The sequence below is a fragment of the Merdimmobilis hominis genome, assembly GCF_016901855.1.
Lineage (GTDB): Bacteria > Bacillota > Clostridia > Oscillospirales > Ruminococcaceae > Paludihabitans.
Genome location: NZ_JACJKY010000031.1, coordinates 1 through 19831 on the forward strand (window position 1 = coordinate 1; position 19831 = coordinate 19831).

Here is a 19831-nt window from a genome sequence, read left to right on the forward strand (position 1 = left end):
ATATTCCTCCATAGCTCAGTCGGTAGAGCACCTGACTGTTAATCAGGGTGTCACTGGTTCGAGTCCAGTTGGGGGAGCCACCAGACTAAGTCTGGACGTAATTCGCGTCCGGACTTAGTTTTTTTATTTTTACTGAAATGCTCGCGTCGGGAGCGAAGGGGGAAAAGCGGGTGTGCCCGCCGGTGAGCAACTTAATGCTTACCGCAGTTTTTTTATTTTATCTGGAAATGTTCTTTTAAAGTAGAATAGTGGAAAACAGGCTTAGCCTGCAGGTCTGGACGTAATTCGCGTTCGGACCTGTTCTTTTTATTTTTAGTGAGATGCTCGCGTCGGGAGCGAAGGGGGAAAAGCGGGTGTGCCCGCGCGGAATAGATAATTTCCTTTTGTTCGTGATCTTCGGACGCGAGAAAATCGGACTTAGTCCGCGCGACGTGCCCACCGCAGGTGCGGGTGTGCCCGCCATAGATGGAGAGGAAAAATAGACGTACCTAAAAAGCTGAGAAGAAATTTTTCAAAAAAGATTGACAAAATGTATTGCATCGTTTATACTTTACATCAAGTTAGATTAAACTAACTGATTGTAAAACACATTCTCATGCTTTGACGTATAAATTCCTGCGTCAAAGCATAAAAAAGATCAACAAGTTAGTTATATCTAACTTATTATAACAACGATTCGTACTTTATTGAAAGGAGATGTTTTTGTTGCCTGATGAGATGATTATCAAACATTGTTCGCCAACACTTGCCGGAATGAAAACAGCAAATATGTTCACGTATCCATTTAAGAATGAAGTCGAACTGCGGGATACAGTCCGACGGCTGAATCGGCTGCTGATTGGAAAAGGAATTCGAATTTTGCCGCTTCGCTATCAAAATAATTGTGCTCTGATTTATCTGTATAGACCCTCAAAGCTTTCAAAAGACTTGAGCCATGAGATTGCACGTACTATTTTGACAGAGCGCGGTTATTCGATGCAGTCACCGCAATGTTTGCTGCGTGATTTGATGAAACGGTTAAATGCTTCTGCAGATTTTCCGCATGAAATTGGCTTATTTTTAGGATATCCGCCGGAGGATGTATGGGGATTCATGAAACATCAGGCACAAGGCTATAAATGTGTCGGCAGTTGGAAAGTATACGGTGATGAAAAACAGGCACAAAAAACATTTGAACAGTATAAAAAGTGTACACAGCTCTATACCAGATGGTATACAAAAGGCAGGTCAATTGAACGGCTTACAGTGGCTGTTTAAAAGTATATAAAGAAAGGTTGAAAAGATATGAAAAACATTGCAGTTGTTTATTGGAGCGGAACAGGAAACACGGAAGCGATGGCACAGGCTGTCGCTGACGGTGTAAAAGAAAAAGGTGCGCAGGTTACGCTATTGACGGCATCAGCCTTTGACGCTTCTATGGTTGATCAGTTCGATGCGATTGCATTCGGATGCCCTTCGATGGGGGCAGAACAGCTTGAAGAGAGTGAGTTTGAGCCGATGTTCACTGCGTGTGAAAGTAAGCTGAATGGAAAAACGATCGCACTTTTTGGTTCGTACGGCTGGGGAGACGGAGAATGGATGCGAAATTGGGAGGAAACGTGTGCTGCTGCGGGTGCTGTACTCGCGTGTGAAAGTGTGATCTGCAATGAAGCACCGGATGATGAAGCGGTACTGGCGTGCAATGCATTAGGAGCAGCACTGGCATAAAGCTTGCTTGATAGGATTTTTTGATACAGAAACAAAAAAGGCAGGAAAAGTTCCTGCCTTTTTATGTTTTCTATTTATTACAGCGTTTTTGCAATCTCCAAAAGATATTCGCGGAATCCTTCGCCGATTTCGTTGTGCTTTAAGCCAACTTCAACAATTGCTTTCAGCACGCCGAGTTTGTTGCCCATATCATACCGTGTACCGGTGAAGTCAACGCCGATCATACCTTCCTGCTGTGCAAGAATCTTCATCGCGTCAGTGAGCTGATATTCGCCGCCTGCACCTTTCGGAAGTGTTTCAAGAATATCAAAAATTTTAGCCGGAAGTACGCAGCGTCCCAAGATAGAGAACAACGAGAAAACTTGGCTTTCATCTTTCGGTTTTTCAATCATATCGGTGATCTGATACAGATTGTCATGAAGAAGCGCTGTTTTCATCGAGCTGTATTTGAAAATATCCTGCATCAAAACTTCTTTGATGCCGACACAGCCAAGGCCGTACTCATCATATGCGCGCATCAGCTGTCCGCAGACAGGATCTTCACCGATAATAACATCATCACCATATAAAACAGCAAACGGCTCGTCACCGACAAAAGATTTTGCACAGTACACTGCATGACCGAGACCTTTTGTTTCTTTTTGGCGAATGAACGTGATGTTGGCGAGATTTGCGATCGAAACCACTTCGTCATACATTGCCTGTTTTCCGCTTTCAAGCAAACGGCCTTCGAGCTCCGGCGAACGGTCGAAATGATCTTCGATGATGCCTTTGCCGCGGCTGGTGATAATGCAGATATCTTCGATTCCGCTTTTGACGGCCTCTTCCACGATATATTGAATTGCCGGTTTATCCACAATCGGAAGCATTTCTTTTGGCATGGATTTTGTTGCAGGAAGCACGCGTGTGCCGAGTCCGGCAGCAGGAATAATCGCTTTGCGAATTTTCATTGATAACACTCCGTTCCAAATCAAAATAAGAACTTTTTCTTTTATTATATCAGATTGAAATCTTGTTTTCAAATTACAATCGGAAAAATCAAAAAAATTTTTTTAATAAAATGCTTGACAAATTACACGCCATTTGATATAATGCAATAGTCGTCAGCGACAGAAAAGACTACATCATGCGGGTGTAGTTCAATGGTAGAATCCCAGCCTTCCAAGCTGGTCGCGTGGGTTCGATTCCCATCACCCGCTCCATTTTTTACTGCGATTTTGAATCGTGGCGATAACCTTACATATGCGCCCATAGCTCAGCTGGATAGAGCAACTGCCTTCTAAGCAGTAGGCCACAGGTTCGAATCCTGTTGGGCGTGCCAATTTTTATATGGTGGATATAGCTCAGTTGGTTAGAGCGCCAGATTGTGACTCTGGAGGCCGTGAGTTCGAGTCTCATTATCCACCCCATTTGTATTTATTGGGGTATCGCCAAGCGGTAAGGCACAGGACTTTGACTCCTGCATTCCGTTGGTTCGAATCCAGCTACCCCAACCAGACCTGCGGTCAGCATTTGCGATCGTAGGTTTTTTTATTTGATGAGGAAACGGGCTTAGTCTGTGATAATAAAAGAGCCGCTCAAATTGAGCGGCTCTTTTGTTTTTATTCGCTGTGAGTTTATTTCCCAATCGGTTGCTTTGCAGATTGCTTGAACAGGAAGAATCCCGCCACAAACATCACACACAACAGACCAATACCCAGTTTGGAATTGCCGGTCAGCTGTGTGGAAATACCGATCATCGCAATGCCAAAGAACGAAGCGCCTTTTCCGAAAATATCGAAAAATCCAAAATATTCGCTTGATTTTTCTTTGGGGATAATCTTCGAAAAATATGACCGTGAAAGTGCCTGAATTGCGCCTTGGAACACCGCAACGCAAACGGCCAGGAACCAAAACTCCCATGCTTTGTCAAGCTGGAGCGCAAACAGTCCGATGAACAAATAACCGAGGATACAAAAGCCAATCAGCTTTTCACACGAAAACCGTTTGCTGATTTTACCGAACAGGATCGCGAACGGGAAGGCAACAATCTGCGTTAACAGCAACGCAAGCAGCAGCTGTGTGTCGTCAATACCGACATCCTTGCCATAGACGGTTGCCATATCGATGATAGTGTAGACACCGTCGATGTAAAAGAAGAACGCAAGCAGGAAAAACATCGTTTTTTTCTGGCTGCGGATGTCTTTGAAAAAGGCGCCGATGCGGCGGAAGCTTTCGCGCACCGGTTGTTTTGGTCGGACAACGCTGTGTACCTGATGATAGCTGCGCAAAAGCGGCAGTGTGCACAGAATCCACCATGCAGCGGTAATGACCAATGAGAGCATTGTGGCCGTCATGGTACCAATACCGGTTTGTTCTGCTGTCAGAATCATCACAAGGCATCCGATAAACGGGATACAGCTTCCGATATATCCCCAGGCATATCCGTGTGAGGAAATGCTGTCTACACGGTCATCCGTTGTAATGTCAGGCAGCATGGAATCATAGAAAATCAGGCTTCCTGAAAAACCGGTTTTTGCAATCACAAATACCGCCAAAAACAACAGCCAGTGAAGCGGCAGTCCGAGCGCCGCACATCCCAGCACACCGAGCATCATAAACATCGTAAAAATCGGCTTTTTGAATCCGCTTGTGTCAGCAAGTGTTCCGAAGATCGGACCTAAAACCATTAAAATGACAGTACAGATGGAGGTTGCATAGCTCCAGTATGCGGTAGAATTCGCAGCAGAAACACCTGCCGACTCCGCAATGTTTTTAAAATAGATCGGAAGAATGGAGGATACAAGCAGAACAAACGCTGAGTTTCCTACATCATATAAAATCCAACGCTTTTCAAGCGGCGTTATTTTTTTCATATCAGTTCTCCTTTTTCAGCTCTGATTCATAGTTATAGAAAAACAAGTCCGGAAGGGGTGTGTTGTTTTGCACCGTATCAAAAAATGCAAGACACATCGCAGCAGCTTGCGGAACAGACTGCTGATACACGTTTTGCAGATGATGCGTGGACATTCTGCATTTGCGCGACGGTACGTTTGACAGAATCATATCGCGGACAAAGCGTGTTTTCGGATGTATGGACAATACGCCATTGAGCAGCGCTGTTTTGGCTTTTGAGGACGGTGTGAGCAACTCGCTCAGCCGATGCATGGAATCCATTGCTTCTGTAAGCTGTGCAGGACGCACATTTTCAAACAGCGGCGTAATTTGTTCTGCCAATGATTCACTTTTTTTAATGTGCGCTGCGCTGTTTGTCGTGTGAAAATCAACGCCGGTTTCTTCCATAAAACAGCGGTCGAGCTCTGCTTCGATTTTTGCATGAGAAACGCCATGCTGTTTTTCATATGTGTTGATGTATCCATGACAAGCACAGTCCAGCACAAAATGACAGATAAATCCGAATAGATAGGAGAGAATCACATCATTTTTTGTTTGCCTTACAATTTCTGCGCCATGCAGAAAGAACGGTGCGGCAGGCTGATCGTGCAAAAATGATCCGTATGTCCGCAGGCTTTGGCTTGAAAGCGGATGATGATAGAAAAAAAGATCCGGACCGTGCAAGCCGGTGCAGAATGACTGCAAATGATCGGTAATCACTTGTTTTACGGGAGCATCCAGCACGTCCAGCACATCGTTTCCGAATACATAATGGGTGTAATTCGCGGGCATGAGCGACTCCTTTCTCGGTACGCTGATTCATTTATGAATATTATATAAACAATAAATTAAGTGTACCACATTGAACATCAATTTGTCTACATTTGCCTCGTTAGATGTCGATAGATTCTGCGTGAAATGCATGTAAAAAAGCCTGTGACTTGTAGGTCACAGGCGAAGGAATATGCTGTTTTAAAGGAGATCGGAAGGGGGAAGCGCAACCACAGGAGCAGATGCGTTTTTATCAAACGAAGACTGTGGCTTTTCCGTATTTTGAGAAAAGGCGCTTTCTTCTTCGGTATCGCGATGAATAAAGAAGAGATTTGACTGTATTTAGGTGAAAGTATAAGGCACCGCTTTCTCGCTGTGAAAAATAACTTTTATATTTCTTTTCTCAGCATATTCGATTTCTTGTTTTACAGAACAGCCGATGTAGTGATTGATGTCGACAACATAGATGGCATCGCTCATATTGATTTTTTCAAGATGCGCCTTTTTTAGATTTTCTTGCATTTCTAATGTGATTTCTGTATTCTGTTCATTATAGGTACATTGTAAAACGTTATAGCCATATTTGCTTTCGAGGATGAATGCGATCGCTTTCATCTCGTTTGAGAATCGCATGCTTCCGCAAATCGTAATTGTGTACATAAATTCATCTCCCTGTGTAGAATTAGGGCTTTGGTTGATTGAATAGCAGAAATTTTCCTCCGATTCGTTTTGTGGAATCAATCGAAAAATTATCTTTAGAGAGAAATCATCACAGCAGATGCGTTTTTATCAAACGTCAGCCGGCGGTAGTTAAACAAAACGGCGGTATCACCGGGCGTGTGGGTGAAAGGATTGAACGGAAATACTTCAATATGCGCACTGCGGATGATCTGTCTGGTATCCATCTCTGCATATTCGGGAAGATATGCTGCACGGGCTTGCGGATCGTCAAAAAACGCATAGATCCGGCTGTGATATTCAGCTTTTTTGCCTTCATCCATGAATGGAGGAAGCTTTTTTGCCTTTTCGTGTGCATACAGATCAAATCGCAGAAGCCAGCTGAACCATTCGGCGCGTTCCGGTGCGATCGATTCATAAAACCGGAACAGAATCGTGTAGTTTTCAAGCTTTGTGTGCGGCGCTAAGTGGTAGCCGTTTGCTTCGTAAAAATCGGCAAGCGCTTCAAAGCAGTCAAACGGTGTGGAAAACTGTGAGAGAAGCGCCGAAAGCGACTGACGATACCGCAAAGTGTTATAGTAAAGCTCCACCATCTCCGCAATTCGCTTGAGCCGCAAAAGCTCGTCGAATGAAATCCACGGCGTGCACAGAATCTCATACGGTGCGTCACTGCGGCAGACAAGACCGTATTGTTCGCGGTTTTGATAAAGCCCTGATCCTTTCAGTAACTTTAAAAAACCAAGCTGAAGCTGGTCAGGGGAGAGGCTGTAGACATAGTTGAATGACTCTTTGAAACGGTCATACCCCTCAAACGGAAGCCCTGCAATCAAATCGAGGTGCAGATGAATATTCTGGGGCTGTTTTAATGCGGTGATAACGGGGGTGAGCTTGTCGGGGAGTGTAATGCGTTTGACGGCTTTGAGTGTGTCAGGATTTGTCGACTGTACGCCGATTTCAAACTGGAACAGTCCCGGACGCACATCAGAAAGCCATTCAATCATCTCTTTGTCAATCAGTTCGGCAGCCATTTCAAAATGAAAGTTGGTGACACCATTGTCGTGTTCGCGCAGATATGTCCAGATTGCCATGGCATATTCGCGGTTGCAGTTAAATGTCCGATCGACAAATTTGACCTGCGGCACATTTTCGGAGAGGAAGAACGAGAGATCTTCATAGACCTGTGTGAGCGGGCGGAATCGTACACGACTGTTATGGCCGGACAGGCAGTATTGGCATGAAAACGGACAGCCGCGCGTCGCTTCATAATAGACAATCTGATGTGCCGGCAGTTCTTCTTTCGTATAGACAAACGGTACGTCTGCCATATCAATGGACGCGGCTGGGTCAGGATTTTCGATGATTTCGCCCGTCGGTTTGCGCCATGTAATCCCACGAACATTTTCGAGTGTTTGACCTTGTTCAAGCGCAAGTACCGCTTCGGTAAACGGTATTTCGCCTTCGCCGCGGATGACAAAATCCGCTTTGGTGCGTGCAAGGACGTCTGCGCTGTCAAAGCTTGTTTCCGGACCGCCGACGAACAGTATACAGTTTGAAAGCACCTTTTTGAGCGCGTCCATCAGAATCTGCACAAACGTGATATTCCAAAGATAGCATGAAAAGCCGATCATATCCGGCTTTTTTAAGTAAATATCGCGCAGAATGTCGTCGGTATACTGGTTGATTGTATATTCCGCCGTTTCGATCGGGCTGCTGCACCGCGGTGCGGCATAGCGTTTTAAAATCCGGACAGCGAGGTTTGTGTGAATATATTTGGTGTTGATTCCAACGAGCAGAATGTTCATGAGCGTCTCCTTTTTTCTTGATAGCCCTATTGTAACACAAAACATAATCTGTTTACAAATTTTCTGAAAAAAAGACTTGACTTAAGTATACTGATACGGTATAATTAAGCCAAGGTCAAAACAGAACCGAAAACAAACAAATAATACATGAAAATGATGGAGGAAATAATTATGAAAAAATGGGTATGTCAGGTTTGCGGATACGTTCATGAAGGCGATGAGCCACCGGCAGCATGTCCGCAGTGCAAAGCACCGGCTTCGAAATTCACAGAGCAGGCTGGCGAGATGACTTGGGCAGCTGAGCACGTTGTCGGCGTTGCACAGGGCGTCAGCGAAGACATCATCGCTGATCTGCGCGCAAACTTCCAGGGCGAGTGCACCGAAGTTGGCATGTACCTCGCAATGGCAAGAGTTGCACACAGAGAGGGTTATCCGGAAATCGGCCTGTACTGGGAGAAAGCAGCTTATGAAGAGGCTGAGCACGCTGCAAAATTCGCAGAGCTCCTGGGTGAAGTTGTCACCGATTCCACAAAGAAAAACCTCGAGATGCGCGTAGAAGCTGAAAACGGCGCAACCGCAGGCAAATTCGATCTTGCAAAACGCGCAAAAGCTGCAAACCTCGATGCAATCCATGACACTGTTCACGAGATGGCTCGCGACGAAGCCCGTCACGGCAAAGCATTTGCAGGCCTGCTCGCTCGTTACTTCGGCAAATAATGACGAAGGTCAAGATTGATCCGGGTGTGTGCGGACTGCCTACGATGGTCACCGCGGTGGCTGATGAGGACATGCAGGATGTAACACTTACCGTGACGTCCGGCTGTACAGCAGTCAAGCAGATGTTTGATACACTCGGGAATACATTTGATGCGTACGAACTCTGTTTAGGCAAACCGGGAACCGGTCCGCTGTATGAATACGCAGCGAAGCATTTTCCGGGGCACTGCTCTTGTCCGGTGCTTGCAGGAATTGCGAAGTGCGTAGAGGCAGAGTGCGGACTCGCGCTCAAAAAAGATGCATCCATTACATTCTTATCTGAATAAACTGATCTGAAAAATCCCGCTCAGGTTTCCTTTTGGAAACGGAGCGGGATTTTTGTTTCTTTGAAAAATAGATTGTCATAGACAGAAAAATCTGTTATACTTAAGACGAAAAATTCATAAAAGAGGGATCAAGATGTCAAGAAACAATCGAATCGCATATCTGATTACCACACTGTGTGTGCTGGCTTCCGCATTTTTCATTTATGGTTCGCTCGCAAGTATTGGATCACTCATTTTTGAAAACAAATGGGCTTCATTTTGTTACTTTGGCTTATTGGGCGGAATTGGATTTAGTATGCTTCTGTCGGACGTTATTCTTGCTGTGACATTTTTTAAAAAGCGATCTCTTTCGTTTAAAATTGTCGCTGCCATTCTTTGGCCCATTACAGCGGCGTGTATTTTCTATGCCGGCGTAGCACTCTATATTCCATATCAAATTTACAACATCGTAAAAATCGTCAAAGAAAAGAACCCACCGGAATTACCAAAACAAAAAGAGGCTGTCTGATGACAGCCTCTTTTTTACTCATATTATTACAGTGAAATCCCAAACAACCGGCAGGTGTTTTCGCGTGCAATATCAATGACTTCCTGTGCGGAAAGCCCTTTTTGTTCCGCGATTGCCTGTGCGGTATACTGAATCATATCGGATGTCGTTCGCTTTCCGCGAAATGGTACCGGCGCCATATACGGGCAGTCCGTTTCCAAAAGCAGCCGCTCCATCGGAACGGCACGCACTGCCTCCAGTGTTTTGCGTGCGTTTGGGAACGTCACAACACCGGTAAATCCCACATACATCCCCATGTTCACGACTTCCTTTGCCGTTTCGGCAGAACCCGAAAAGCAGTGGACAACGCCGCACGGATTGTATTTGTGCAGAAGTTCCATCGTGTCGGCGCAGGCGTCCCGCGAGTGAATGATCACCGGCAGATTCACTTGTTGCGCCAGCTGAAGCTGTGCTTCAAACAAGGTGCGCTGGCTCTCTCTGTCAGGCGTATCCCAGTGATAATCAAGCCCGATTTCGCCGAGTGCCACCACTTTTTCTTCGGAAAACAGCGGCATCAGCGTATCCATCCAGTGTTCGCTCAGTTCGTCCGCCGCGTGCGGATGGATGCCGACTGCTGCATAAAACCATGGAATCTGTTTTGCGAGCGAAACGGTTGATAAACTGCTCTGCTCGTCGCATCCGACATTGAGCACTGCACACACACCGTTTTGCGTGAGATGCGAGATTACATCGGGCAGATCATCGCGGAACCGTTCATCGTCATAATGTGCATGGGAATCAAAAATACCCGAAACCATTGTGTCCTCCTAATCAGTGGATGTGTGCGCCGCAGTCAACTGCATCGTCGACGAACAGCACAACAGCACGATCGCCCTGATCGGCAGCGAGCAGCATGCCATTGCTCTCGACACCGCGCAGTTTTGCCGGTTTCAGGTTTGCAACGAGAATGACCTTTTTGCCGACTAAATCTTCCTCTTTGTACCATGCGGCAATTCCGCTGACGATCTGACGCTCTTTCTCGCCGTCGTTGACCATAATGCGGTACAGCTTATCCGATTTTTTCACTTTTTCACAGGAGAGAATCTGTACAACGCGCAGTTCGACTTTTGCAAAGTCGTCAATGCCGATGAGTGCAACACCTTCCGGTTTTTCCTCTGCTTTTTGGGCTTCTTTCTGTGCTTTTGCCGCACGAGCTGCAACAAACGCTTCGAGCTCCTCGAGTTTTTTCTTTTCGTCAATGCGGGCAAACAGCGGGGAAGCGGTACCGACGGTTTCGATGCCGTTTGCGCCGAATGCAGAGAGGCTTTCAAACGAGATGGCTTCGGTGTTGAGCTGTGCAAAGATCTTGTCAGCAGTTTCCGGCATAAACGGACGGAGCATGACACCGATATAGCGAATCGTTTCCACCAGCATTGCCATGACGTTCATCAGGCGATCTTTGTTTGCCTCGTCTTTTGCGAGTGTCCACGGTGTGGTTTCGTCAATATATTTGTTTGCGCGGCGTGCTAAATCCATTGCATTCGACAGTGCGTCTGCCAAATGCAGGCTGTCCATGTTTGCACAGTAGCTTGCAAATGCATTTTTGCAGCAGGACACGAGATCTTCATCGATTTCACCCTGCGGGCAAGCCGGTGCAAGTGTGCCGTCAAAGTATTTGTGGCACATTGAAATGGTGCGATTGACGAGGTTGCCGAGTGTGTTTGCGAGGTCGGCGTTATAGCGCGCGATCACGGTTTCATAGGTGATGGCACCGTCCTGGCCGTACGGCATTTCGCTCAGCATATAGTAGCGCACTGCGTCGACGCTGAACTGATCGGCAAGCTCGTCCGCATAGATGACGTTGCCGCGCGATTTACTCATTTTGTCTTTGCCGAACAGCATCCACGGATGACCGAACACTTTTTTCGGCAGCGGCAGATCGAGTGCCATCAGCATGATCGGCCAGTAGATCGTGTGGAAACGGAGAATGTCTTTGCCGATGATGTGCACATCTGCCGGCCAGTAGTGGTTAAACTGCTCGCTCGAGCCGTCCGGATCATAGCCGAGTGCTGTGATGTAGTTCGACAGTGCATCGATCCACACGTAGACAACATGTTTCGGGTCAAAATCAACCGGAACACCCCACGAGAACGAGGTACGGGACACGCACAGATCCTGAAGACCCGGTTTTAAGAAGTTGTTGACCATCTCACGTTTGCGGGATTCCGGCTGAATGAAGTCCGGATGCTCTTCAATATACTGCATCAGGCGATCCTGATATTTGCTCATACGGAAAAAGTATGCTTCCTCCGAAGTTTTTTCAACCGGGCGGCCGCAGTCCGGACATTTGCCGTCTACAAGCTGTGTCTGTGTGAAGAACGATTCACACGGTTTGCAGTACCAGCCCTCGTATTTGCCTTTGTAAATGTCGCCCTGTTCATAGAGCTTTTTGAAAATTTTCTGCACAACGCGCTCGTGATTCGGGTTGGTTGTACGGATGAATTGATCATACGATGTGTTCATTTTATCCCAGATGGTGCGAATCTGTCCTGCGATGTTGTCGACATATGCCTGCGGTGTGATGTTCGCCGCTTTTGCGCAGTCTTCGATTTTCTGGCCGTGCTCGTCGGTACCGGTCAAAAAGTAGGTGTCGTCGCCTTTTAAACGGTGATAACGTGCGATTGCGTCGGTCAGCACCGCTTCATACGTATTGCCGATGTGCGGTTTCTGCGATGTGTATGCAATCGCTGTCGTGATATAAAATTTTTCTGCCATGATAAAAACCTCCTGCAAAATAAAAAGCGCTCCGTCTTTTGTTTAAAGACGAGAGCGCTTATGCTTCGTGGTACCACTTTAAATTCACACGGCAGTGCCGTGCCTCATTGTGCACAGAATAACGGGGTGCGTTCCGTCACCGGTTTATTTTAAAAAAACTCACCGATGCCGCTCCAAGACCATGTTCCGCAGGTTGTCCGCCGCCCGCTTTCACCTGACCGGGCTCTCTTTTTGGCATCCGCTGTGCGTACTCTTCTTTTCTTCGCGTTTGTTCATATATAAGCTATAGTATATCCAAAAAATGAAGAAAAGTCAACCATTATTCCGGCTTGCGCACAAACAGCACACCCAATGTGCTTTCACCGCAGTGCGTGGTGACGGTGCATCCGGCAGTGGTTTCAAGCACTTCTGCAAACGGCATGCATTCATTTAATGTACGGCGTGCCGCTTCAAGGCAGGCATCATCACATTTGGTATGCGTAAGGAATACGCGATCGGTGCGAATATCCGTCCGGTTCAATAGACGGTCTTTGATGTAGTTTTCCATACAGCTGATGTATGCGCCGCGATATTTTTTGCCGACGTTCATTTTTCCGCCCTGCACCAAAATGGAAGGACGAAGCTTTAACAGATTTGCACCAAGTGCCGCAACACCCGAGCACCGACCGCCCTTGTGCAGATAGGTGAGTGTGTTGATAATAAAGCTTGCTTCCACCAAATCGGTTTCTTGTTTGATTGCTTCCAGAATTTCTTCCACAGATTTGCCCTGTGCAGCCATGTCGCACGCATCGAGCACTAACAGTGCCGAACCGGTTGAAAGATTTCTTGAGTCAATCGGATACACACCGCCGACTTCTGCTGCGGCAATGCAGGCATTTTGATGGGTGCTTGAAAATTCAGAACTGATGTTAAAATGAATGACTGCATCGTGATGTTTACGCTGCTCGGTGAAGAAGTCGATATAATCCTGTACAGAAGCCGCCGCCGTTTTCGGCACGGTTTTTGTCTGTGCAAAATAGGTATAAATATCTTCCGGTGTTACGGTCACACCGTCTTTTTTTGCTTCTTCGCCGAATGTGACATACAGCGGAACAATGTCAACCTGATACCGCTCAAGCAGTTCTTTTGAAAGATCAATCGTGCTGTCGCCGGTAATTTTGATTGCTGCCATACAAAACACGCTCCAATCTTTGTTGTCTTTACTCGTATGGTAGCACACTTTTTTGTTCTTGACAAGCCGATTTTCGGCGTTGTTTTTTCTCTTTTTTTGCAGTGAAATTTGTGCTATACTAAAACAGAAAGAAAAAAGGGGATGAGTGTGTGCAGTATGGAATTTCGACCGCGTGTTTTTATCCGCAGGAGACGCTCGAAAGCGTGCGGCTTCTTTCAAAAAGCCATGTTTCCTGCTGTGAGATTTTTTTAAATACCGCGAGCGAATTGGAGCCGTCGTACGTTCGTAAAATGAAAGAGGCTGCAAAAGAAACAGGCATGCGGATTCTTTCCGTGCATCCGTATACGTGCGCGTTTGAACCGTTTATGCTGTTTACGAATTATCCGCGCCGGTTTCAGGACGGAATTGAGTACCACAAGCAGTATTTTGAGATGATGAATGTACTGGGCGCAGAGATTTTCGTGTTTCATGGCGATCGGAAGCAGGGACCTTTGGACGACCGGGAATATTATGAGCGGTTTGCCGTACTGCGGGATCTTGGAAAAACGTTTGGCATCACAGTGGCGCAGGAAAATGTGGAGCGGTGCAAAAGCCGGTCGGTTTCCTTCCTTTCAGAGATGTGCCGGTATCTTGACGGCGATGTTCGGTTTGTGTTTGACAATAAGCAGGCGCTTCGTTCGGGTGTCGATCCGGTTTCGTTTGTCCGGCAGTTTGGACGTCAGATTTGCCATGTGCATATCAGCGACAGCACATCGGACTGCGACTGCTGTGCCATTGAAAAAGGCTCCACTTATGTAAAAGAGACGATGAATGCACTGCGTGCCGTCGGATATGATGGTGGAGTAATTGTTGAATTATACCGCGATTTGTTAAAAAGTGAAGCGGAAATCTTTTCAAGCCATGAAAATTTAAAACTGTTATAATGCACAAACATCATGTGAATATTTTGTTTATATAAAATAAAACGCTGCGGTTTTCAACAGACGTGCAGCGTTTTTCTGATTTTCCCCGTGGAGAGAAGTCGAACGGTGTCGAATTATTGCGAATTTTTCGCGGTATCATATATTTACAAATCTAATAATTGGAATATAATGTGAATCACCTGCTCAGATTGTGCAGGATATACAAATTATTGGAGGAGTAAACGATGCAGCATTGGGAACATTTAAAAGCAGAAATGACGTGTACGCAGGCGGGTGAAGATGAGAGCCAGTATGGTATCAGGATTACAGATGAGCTGACAGGAAAAACTGTTTATGAAGAACCGGAAATTTCTGAGGATCGGTCATTTGTGGAATCCATTTTGGTTTGTTTAAAAGAAGAGGAGGTTGAACCGGTTCATTTTGCTGATGTTGTAGAAGATCTGGTTTCGGCACAGACGTTGGTTTTTGCTTGTATCCGTGAATGAAATCTGCTATAATGAGGACACCAAACCAGAAAAAGTGGGAAAACCTTTTGGTTTGATGGAAGCGCACAGGTGCTGTTTTTACAGCGAAGATGTGCACGAAAGGAAGATTCGGTCGATGAAATGCAGTGTTTGCGGAAATTTGGAAAGCCGCGTGGTTGATTCACGTCAAAGTGAAGATGGAGCAAAAATTAGAAGAAGACGTGAATGTTTAAAGTGCGGAACGCGTTTTACAACCTACGAAGAAATAGAAACAGTACCGCTTATGGTGGTAAAACGGGATAAATCGCGCGAACCGTTTGACAGAGAAAAGCTTCGCGGAAAAATTCAGCGTGCATGTGTCAAACGTCCGGTTTCCACAGAGCGCATTGATCAGCTGCTTTTTGAGATCGAAACCTATTTTGCAAACCAGATGACAAAGGAGATTCCTTCCGCGGAGATCGGCCGCCTGGTTTTAGAGAAATTACGTGATATTGATGAGGTGGCGTATATCCGCTTTGCCTCTGTTTATAAGGATTTTAAAGATATTGACAGCTTTTTGGCGGAGCTTGCAGAGATGCAGAACCGATCGCGTTAAAACAGATTATGAAAACTCGGAAGCTCCCGCTCGTAAATATGATTGACCATAAAATTGATTTCGGACAGTGTCACAGCGGCAAGGCTCAGATTTTCGACTGCAACTTGTTCTGTGACAACAACTAAATTGGTGTCCAGCGTTTCGAGTTCATCATGATGTGCATAAAGACTTAAGACAGGATGTCTGCTTTTAAAATAAGCGGACATCCTGTTTATCGTTTCGGCAGCATCTGCGGCATTGTTTTCTTCGCAATACTGCTGTGCGGTCTGTGCGTATTCGGACATTGTGGTACAGGTGGATTTTGCATACACAATACCGAGTGTCGCCACACCTAAAAATAAAAGCAGAATTGCAATGGCGACGGGGATACGTTTCATGAGGATTTCCCCCTTTGTGCTTTTTTTACAATGGTAAACGCACCGTCTTTTGTTCCGGTCATCAAAAACACCTGCCGGACAGTCAGATGCTTGTTTTTCAGCAAAGCTTCTGCTTTTTTATGCAGTTCGGCGTTTGTTTGTTCGTTTGAATGAATAAATTTGCCGTCGCTGATGATCAAATCAGGCGGCGTTTCGTTTTGTCCTGTGAGATGTAATTCTTTGGAGGTCACAGGGCTTTCGCCGTATTTTTGAATCACACTGACCTTTCCGGTCGTTTCGACAATCGCATACCACACCGTAGACACGTCGAACACGTTTTGCTGGCGCAAAGAGGCGAGCAGGTCGTCAACAGAGAATCGGAGCGTGCGCAGTTTTTCCTGGTCGATCACACCGTCATGAATGACGACAACAGGCCTGCCGGAGATGATCGAGCGAAACCGTCTTGATTTTAATGAAATCCCCGATACAATCACCTCACAGGCAACCAGCACAAAAATGGGGATAATTCCGATCACCATTGGGATGCTTGTGTCCTCAATCGGCAGGGAAGCGATGTTTGAAATCAAAATCGCAATGACAAATTCCGCCGGTTGCAATTCGCCGAGCTGACGTTTTCCCATCAGACGCACGCCTAATGTGATGAAAAAATATAAAAACAGCGCGCGGAAAAAGACAACAAGCATACAGGTTCCTCCGTTTTTGATTCTTTTGCTATTATGCATGTTTTACACAGATTTATTCAAAGAAACGATTGAATGTCCGTATGATTTCGTGTATAATAAAGTCGGTCTGATATGACTTTTAAGGAGGTTCTTAAAATATGGCTTCAACATTTACAGTAGATATTGATAAGATTGTCAGAGAATTTGGTCTTGAAGTGATTTATATGCCCCAAGAGGAAGGAAGTATCTTGATTTCCAGCGCGGACGTCAATCGTCCCGGCTTGAATCTTGCGGGATTTACAGAATATTTTGATAAAAAACGGATTCAGATTTTTGGCTTGAGTGAGATTGCGTATTTGCAGCAACTCCCTGATGAAGAGCGCAAAAAACGAATCGATAACTTTTTTAAATTAAAATTCCCCGCATTGATCGTCACCCGCGGGCTCGATATTTTTACCGAAATTTTAGAGGCGGCAAAGGAAAACGGCGTGGCTTGCCTGCGAACAAGCGACAACACTTCGAGCTTTCTGTCGGGACTTTTGTCTTATTTGAATGTTGAGCTTGCACCGCGTATTACGCGTCACGGCGTTTTGATCGAAGCATACGGCGAAGGCATGCTTATCTTGGGTGAAAGCGGTGTCGGCAAGAGCGAAACAGCGATTGAGCTTGTAAAGCGCGGTCACCGTTTGATTGCAGATGATGCGGTTGAAATCCGCCGTGTATCGAACCGGACACTGGTCGGTACATCGCCTGAGAACATCCGTCACTTTTTGGAACTGCGCGGCATCGGCATTATCAATGCGCGCCGTCTGTTCGGTATGGGCGCTGTCAAAGTGACCGAAAAAATTGACATGATCGTAAAGCTTGAGCTGTGGGACCCGAAAAAAGCATATGACCGTATGGGCATGGAAAACGAATATGCAACACTTTTGGGCATTCAGGTGCCGTGCCTGACAATTCCGGTCAAACCGGGCAGAAACTTGGCAATTATTCTTGAGGTTGCAGCAATGAACAACCGTCAGAAAAAGATGGGTTATAACGCTGCACAGGAACTCATGCAGAACCTTGGCATGCCTGTTGAGAATTCGACAAGCGTGAAAAACTGGGACCTTTTTTAAATAACACCGGAGGATTTTAATGAAGCTGATTGCAGATACACATACGCACACACTCGCTTCCACGCATGCGTACTCCACGATTTTAGAGAACGCGCAGTTTGCCGCAAGCATCGGCCTTTTGTATTTAGGCATGACCGATCATGCACCTAAGATGACCGATGCGCCGCATTGGTGGCATTTTGAAAGCCTGCGCATTCTGCCGGATGAGCTGTTTGGTGTAAAGCTCCTGCGCGGAATTGAGGCAAATATTTGTGATTATGAAGGCGGGCTCGATGTGACAGACGAACAGCTTGCAAGGCTTTCGTTTGTGGTTGCGTCGATTCATTCACCGGTGTTAGCGCCTGCGAGTGTGGAAGAAATCACACAGGCATACATCGGTGCGGCGAAAAATCGTCATGTGGATGTCATCGGTCACAGTGGACTTGCCGATTATCCGTATGATTACGATACCGCCATTCGTGTATTTGCAGAAGAAGGAAAGCTCGTGGAATTTAACGAAGGCACGTTCAGTTCGCGTCCGGCAAGTGCCGAAAATTGCAAAACAATCGCGTTGCTCTGCAAAAAGCACGGATGCCGTGCGGTGGTGAATTCCGACGCACATTTTGCATATCGTATCGGACAAGTTCCGCTCGTTTCAAAAATGCTTGATGAAGTGGATTTTCCGAAAGAACTGATTGTAAATGCCGACAAAGAGCGATTTGAAGCGTATCTCGCGGAGCGCAAGCGCCGTGTGAACGCTTAAAAATAGAAAAAAGAGGGAATTCATAATGAGAGTTTTGATGTTTGACATCGACACACTGCGAAGCGATCATCTCGGATGTTACGGATATGGCCGCGACACCTCGCCGACGATTGACGCCATCGCAGCAGAAGGCGTCCGTTTTGCGGATTATTACTGCCCGAATGCACCATGCCTGCCGTCGCGCGCATCGCTGATTACAGGTCAATACGGCATTCGTACCGGCGTTGTAGGTCACGGCGGCACAGCGGCAGATCTCCGTTTGCAGGGAGAAAGCCGCCACTTCACAGACGACTATTCGGAAAACGGATTGTTCATGCAATTTCGGCGTGCCGGTATGCATACGGTGTCGTTTTCGACCTTTGCGGAGCGTCATTCGTCGTGGTGGTTCAACAGCGGCTTCAATGAGATGTATAACGTCGGCAAGCGCGGCGGCGAATCGGCGGAAGATGTCACCCCGCATGTGCTTGACTGGATCGAGCGGAACGGCGAGAAAGACAACTGGTTCATGCATGTGCATTTCTGGGACCCGCATACGCCGTATCGTGCGCCGGCTTCGTTCGGCAATCCGTTTGAAGATGTGCCGCTGTGCGATAACTGGATTACCGAGGAGATCTTTGCAGAGCATCTGATGCACATAGGTCCGCACGGCGCCAACGAAATCAATATGTGGAACGACGACCAAAACGCGCAGTTCCCGCGTCATCCGGGCAAAATCAGTACGATGGCAGAGATGAAAGAGTTCATCGACAACTATGACTGCGGCGTTCGCTATACGGACGACAACATCAAAATGATCGTCGATCTGCTCAAGGAAAAAGGACTGTATGGCGAGGATCTCGCAATCATCATTACATCTGACCACGGCGAAAACATCGGCGAGCTCGGACTTTACGGCGAGCACGGTACGGCGGATGAACCGACCTGTCATATCCCAATGATTATCAAATGGCCGGGCGGCAAAAAAGGATTTGTTGCAGAGGGCTTCCATGACAACGTCGATTTGCTCCCGACGATCAAAGAATTGCTCGGCACTCCGCTGTTCGGCACCGATTATATCTACGACGGCACAAGCTATGCAAAAACGATTCTGGAAGGTGCAGACTGCTCAAAGGATTCCGTTGTGCTGACACAGTGCTGTCATGTCTGCCAGCGTTCGGCGCGGTTTGGCGATTATGTGTACATCCGTACCGTTCACGGCGGCTATCATCTGTTCGAAAAAGAGATGCTGTTTAACGTCAAAGAAGATCCGCATCAGCTTCATAATCTTGCTGCGGAACATCCGGAGCTTTGTGCAAAGGGTGCGAAGATCATCATTGACTGGGTAGACGAGATGATGAAACGTTCGAACTATCCGATCGACCCGATGTGGACGGTTATGAAAGAGGGCGGCCCGGAACACTGCCGCGGCCAGCTCGAAGCGTATATCAAACGTCTTTCCGGCACGAAACGCGAGTATGGCATTCCGCTTCTGCGCGCAATGTATCCAAACGAAAAATAAACAAAGAAAAGCCTGCTGTCGAAAGACAGCAGGCTTCAGTCTGTCGAAAAAGTCCAGTATAAGCTGGGCTTTTTTGCATAAATAAGGTATAATAGAAGGGGTGATGAAAATGATAGTAAAAGGAAGAGAAAACCGCGACCAGCT

General features: G+C 46.6%; 21 protein-coding genes, 5 tRNA genes and 1 other annotated feature. Of the genes, 16 read left to right on the forward strand and 10 right to left on the reverse strand.

Going from position 1 to position 19831, the window contains the following annotated elements; all coding sequences use genetic code 11:
* The first annotated feature begins 4 nt into the window (after positions 1-4).
* The 3 genes from H6A12_RS12125 to H6A12_RS12135 all read left to right on the forward strand — a co-directional run bounded on the left by H6A12_RS12125 (position 5) and on the right by H6A12_RS12135 (position 1707).
* Positions 5-80, forward strand: a tRNA-Asn gene (locus H6A12_RS12125).
* Positions 81-696: 616 nt separating this feature from the next.
* The gene (locus tag H6A12_RS12130; RefSeq protein ID WP_345941254.1) at positions 697-1257 is read left to right on the forward strand and encodes a DUF3793 family protein; all 561 of its coding nucleotides are present in this window, start codon (positions 697-699) and stop codon (positions 1255-1257) included.
* 27 nt (positions 1258-1284) lie between these two features.
* Positions 1285-1707: a flavodoxin gene (locus H6A12_RS12135; protein ID WP_204448240.1), complete on the forward strand. Its 423-nt coding sequence runs from the start codon at positions 1285-1287 to the stop codon at positions 1705-1707.
* A gap of 77 nt (positions 1708-1784) precedes the next feature.
* On the opposite strand, the gene galU is transcribed toward H6A12_RS12135, so the two are convergent.
* The gene (galU, locus tag H6A12_RS12140; protein WP_204448242.1) at positions 1785-2657 is read right to left on the reverse strand and encodes a UTP--glucose-1-phosphate uridylyltransferase GalU; all 873 of its coding nucleotides are present in this window, start codon (positions 2655-2657) and stop codon (positions 1785-1787) included.
* A gap of 178 nt (positions 2658-2835) precedes the next feature.
* On the opposite strand from galU, the gene H6A12_RS12145 reads away from it, so the two are divergent.
* From H6A12_RS12145 to H6A12_RS12160, 4 genes are all read left to right on the forward strand, one after another.
* Positions 2836-2909: transfer RNA gene (locus H6A12_RS12145), tRNA-Gly, on the forward strand.
* A gap of 42 nt (positions 2910-2951) precedes the next feature.
* A tRNA-Arg gene (locus tag H6A12_RS12150) sits at positions 2952-3028 on the forward strand.
* A gap of 11 nt (positions 3029-3039) precedes the next feature.
* A tRNA-His gene (locus H6A12_RS12155) sits at positions 3040-3116 on the forward strand.
* Positions 3117-3127: 11 nt separating this feature from the next.
* A tRNA-Gln gene (locus H6A12_RS12160) sits at positions 3128-3203 on the forward strand.
* A 120-nt stretch (positions 3204-3323) separates the two neighbouring features.
* Here H6A12_RS12160 and H6A12_RS12165 read toward each other — a convergent pair.
* The 4 genes from H6A12_RS12165 to H6A12_RS12180 form a co-directional block, all read right to left on the reverse strand.
* Positions 3324-4562 (reverse strand): MFS transporter, encoded by a 1239-nt coding sequence (locus H6A12_RS12165; protein ID WP_204448244.1) that lies wholly within the window; start codon positions 4560-4562, stop codon positions 3324-3326.
* 1 nt (position 4563) lies between these two features.
* Positions 4564-5373: a zinc dependent phospholipase C family protein gene (locus H6A12_RS12170; protein WP_204448246.1), complete on the reverse strand. Its 810-nt coding sequence runs from the start codon at positions 5371-5373 to the stop codon at positions 4564-4566.
* A gap of 321 nt (positions 5374-5694) precedes the next feature.
* Positions 5695-6012: a hypothetical protein gene (locus tag H6A12_RS12175; protein WP_204448248.1), complete on the reverse strand. Its 318-nt coding sequence runs from the start codon at positions 6010-6012 to the stop codon at positions 5695-5697.
* Positions 6013-6107: 95 nt separating this feature from the next.
* Positions 6108-7832, reverse strand: coding sequence for a B12-binding domain-containing radical SAM protein (locus tag H6A12_RS12180; protein ID WP_204448250.1), 1725 nt, complete (start codon positions 7830-7832; stop codon positions 6108-6110).
* Between the two features lie 171 nt (positions 7833-8003).
* Here H6A12_RS12180 and H6A12_RS12185 point away from each other — a divergent pair, with 171 nt between their 5' ends.
* From H6A12_RS12185 to H6A12_RS12195, 3 genes are all read left to right on the forward strand, one after another.
* Entirely contained in the window at positions 8004-8549 is a 546-nt protein-coding gene (locus tag H6A12_RS12185; protein ID WP_204448252.1) for an NADH peroxidase, read from the forward strand.
* Positions 8549-8875 carry a DUF6951 family protein gene (locus tag H6A12_RS12190; protein WP_204448254.1) on the forward strand — a complete coding sequence of 109 codons (327 nt, stop codon included), beginning with the start codon at positions 8549-8551 and terminating at the stop codon, positions 8873-8875. The genes H6A12_RS12185 and H6A12_RS12190 overlap by 1 nt, the downstream gene beginning before the upstream one ends.
* Positions 8876-9008: 133 nt before the next feature.
* Complete coding sequence (locus H6A12_RS12195; protein ID WP_204448256.1) at positions 9009-9383, forward strand: hypothetical protein; 375 nt, start codon at positions 9009-9011, stop codon at positions 9381-9383.
* 26 nt (positions 9384-9409) lie between these two features.
* On the opposite strand, the gene H6A12_RS12200 is transcribed toward H6A12_RS12195, so the two are convergent.
* The 3 genes from H6A12_RS12200 to H6A12_RS12210 all read right to left on the reverse strand — a co-directional run bounded on the left by H6A12_RS12200 (position 9410) and on the right by H6A12_RS12210 (position 13308).
* The gene (locus tag H6A12_RS12200) at positions 9410-10180 is read right to left on the reverse strand and encodes a TatD family hydrolase (protein ID WP_204448259.1); all 771 of its coding nucleotides are present in this window, start codon (positions 10178-10180) and stop codon (positions 9410-9412) included.
* 13 nt (positions 10181-10193) lie between these two features.
* On the reverse strand, positions 10194-12137 hold the full coding sequence (gene metG / locus H6A12_RS12205) for a methionine--tRNA ligase (protein ID WP_204448261.1): 1944 nt from the start codon (positions 12135-12137) through the stop codon (positions 10194-10196).
* A gap of 41 nt (positions 12138-12178) precedes the next feature.
* Positions 12179-12409 (reverse strand) — a binding site (T-box leader).
* Positions 12410-12456: 47 nt separating this feature from the next.
* A complete protein-coding gene (locus H6A12_RS12210; RefSeq protein ID WP_204448263.1) occupies positions 12457-13308 on the reverse strand; it encodes a DegV family protein in 852 nt (283 codons plus the stop codon).
* 149 nt (positions 13309-13457) lie between these two features.
* On the opposite strand from H6A12_RS12210, the gene H6A12_RS12215 reads away from it, so the two are divergent.
* From H6A12_RS12215 to nrdR, 3 genes are all read left to right on the forward strand, one after another.
* Positions 13458-14231: a TIM barrel protein gene (locus tag H6A12_RS12215; RefSeq protein ID WP_204448265.1), complete on the forward strand. Its 774-nt coding sequence runs from the start codon at positions 13458-13460 to the stop codon at positions 14229-14231.
* Positions 14232-14455: 224 nt separating this feature from the next.
* Positions 14456-14716 (forward strand): DUF6514 family protein, encoded by a 261-nt coding sequence (locus H6A12_RS12220; protein ID WP_204448268.1) that lies wholly within the window; start codon positions 14456-14458, stop codon positions 14714-14716.
* Between the two features lie 115 nt (positions 14717-14831).
* On the forward strand, positions 14832-15290 hold the full coding sequence (gene nrdR, locus H6A12_RS12225; RefSeq protein ID WP_204448270.1) for a transcriptional regulator NrdR: 459 nt from the start codon (positions 14832-14834) through the stop codon (positions 15288-15290).
* On the opposite strand, the gene H6A12_RS12230 is transcribed toward nrdR, so the two are convergent.
* Both H6A12_RS12230 and H6A12_RS12235 read right to left on the reverse strand, forming a co-directional pair.
* A complete protein-coding gene (locus H6A12_RS12230) occupies positions 15287-15667 on the reverse strand; it encodes a DUF4363 family protein (protein WP_204448273.1) in 381 nt (126 codons plus the stop codon). The genes nrdR and H6A12_RS12230 overlap by 4 nt on opposite strands.
* Positions 15664-16350 (reverse strand): DUF421 domain-containing protein, encoded by a 687-nt coding sequence (locus H6A12_RS12235; RefSeq protein ID WP_204448275.1) that lies wholly within the window; start codon positions 16348-16350, stop codon positions 15664-15666. Before H6A12_RS12235 ends, H6A12_RS12230 begins: the two co-directional genes overlap by 4 nt.
* A 137-nt stretch (positions 16351-16487) precedes the next feature.
* Between H6A12_RS12235 and hprK the strand changes: the two genes are divergently transcribed.
* Genes hprK through H6A12_RS12250 form a run of 3 tightly spaced genes read left to right on the forward strand, consistent with a single transcriptional unit; the run spans position 16488 to position 19687 of the window.
* Positions 16488-17447, forward strand: a complete 960-nt coding sequence (gene hprK, locus H6A12_RS12240; protein WP_204448277.1) for an HPr(Ser) kinase/phosphatase — start codon at positions 16488-16490, stop codon at positions 17445-17447.
* A gap of 19 nt (positions 17448-17466) precedes the next feature.
* Positions 17467-18189, forward strand: coding sequence for a phosphatase (locus H6A12_RS12245; RefSeq protein ID WP_204448279.1), 723 nt, complete (start codon positions 17467-17469; stop codon positions 18187-18189).
* A gap of 25 nt (positions 18190-18214) precedes the next feature.
* Positions 18215-19687, forward strand: coding sequence for a sulfatase (locus H6A12_RS12250; protein ID WP_204448280.1), 1473 nt, complete (start codon positions 18215-18217; stop codon positions 19685-19687).
* Positions 19688-19831: the final 144 nt, after the last annotated feature.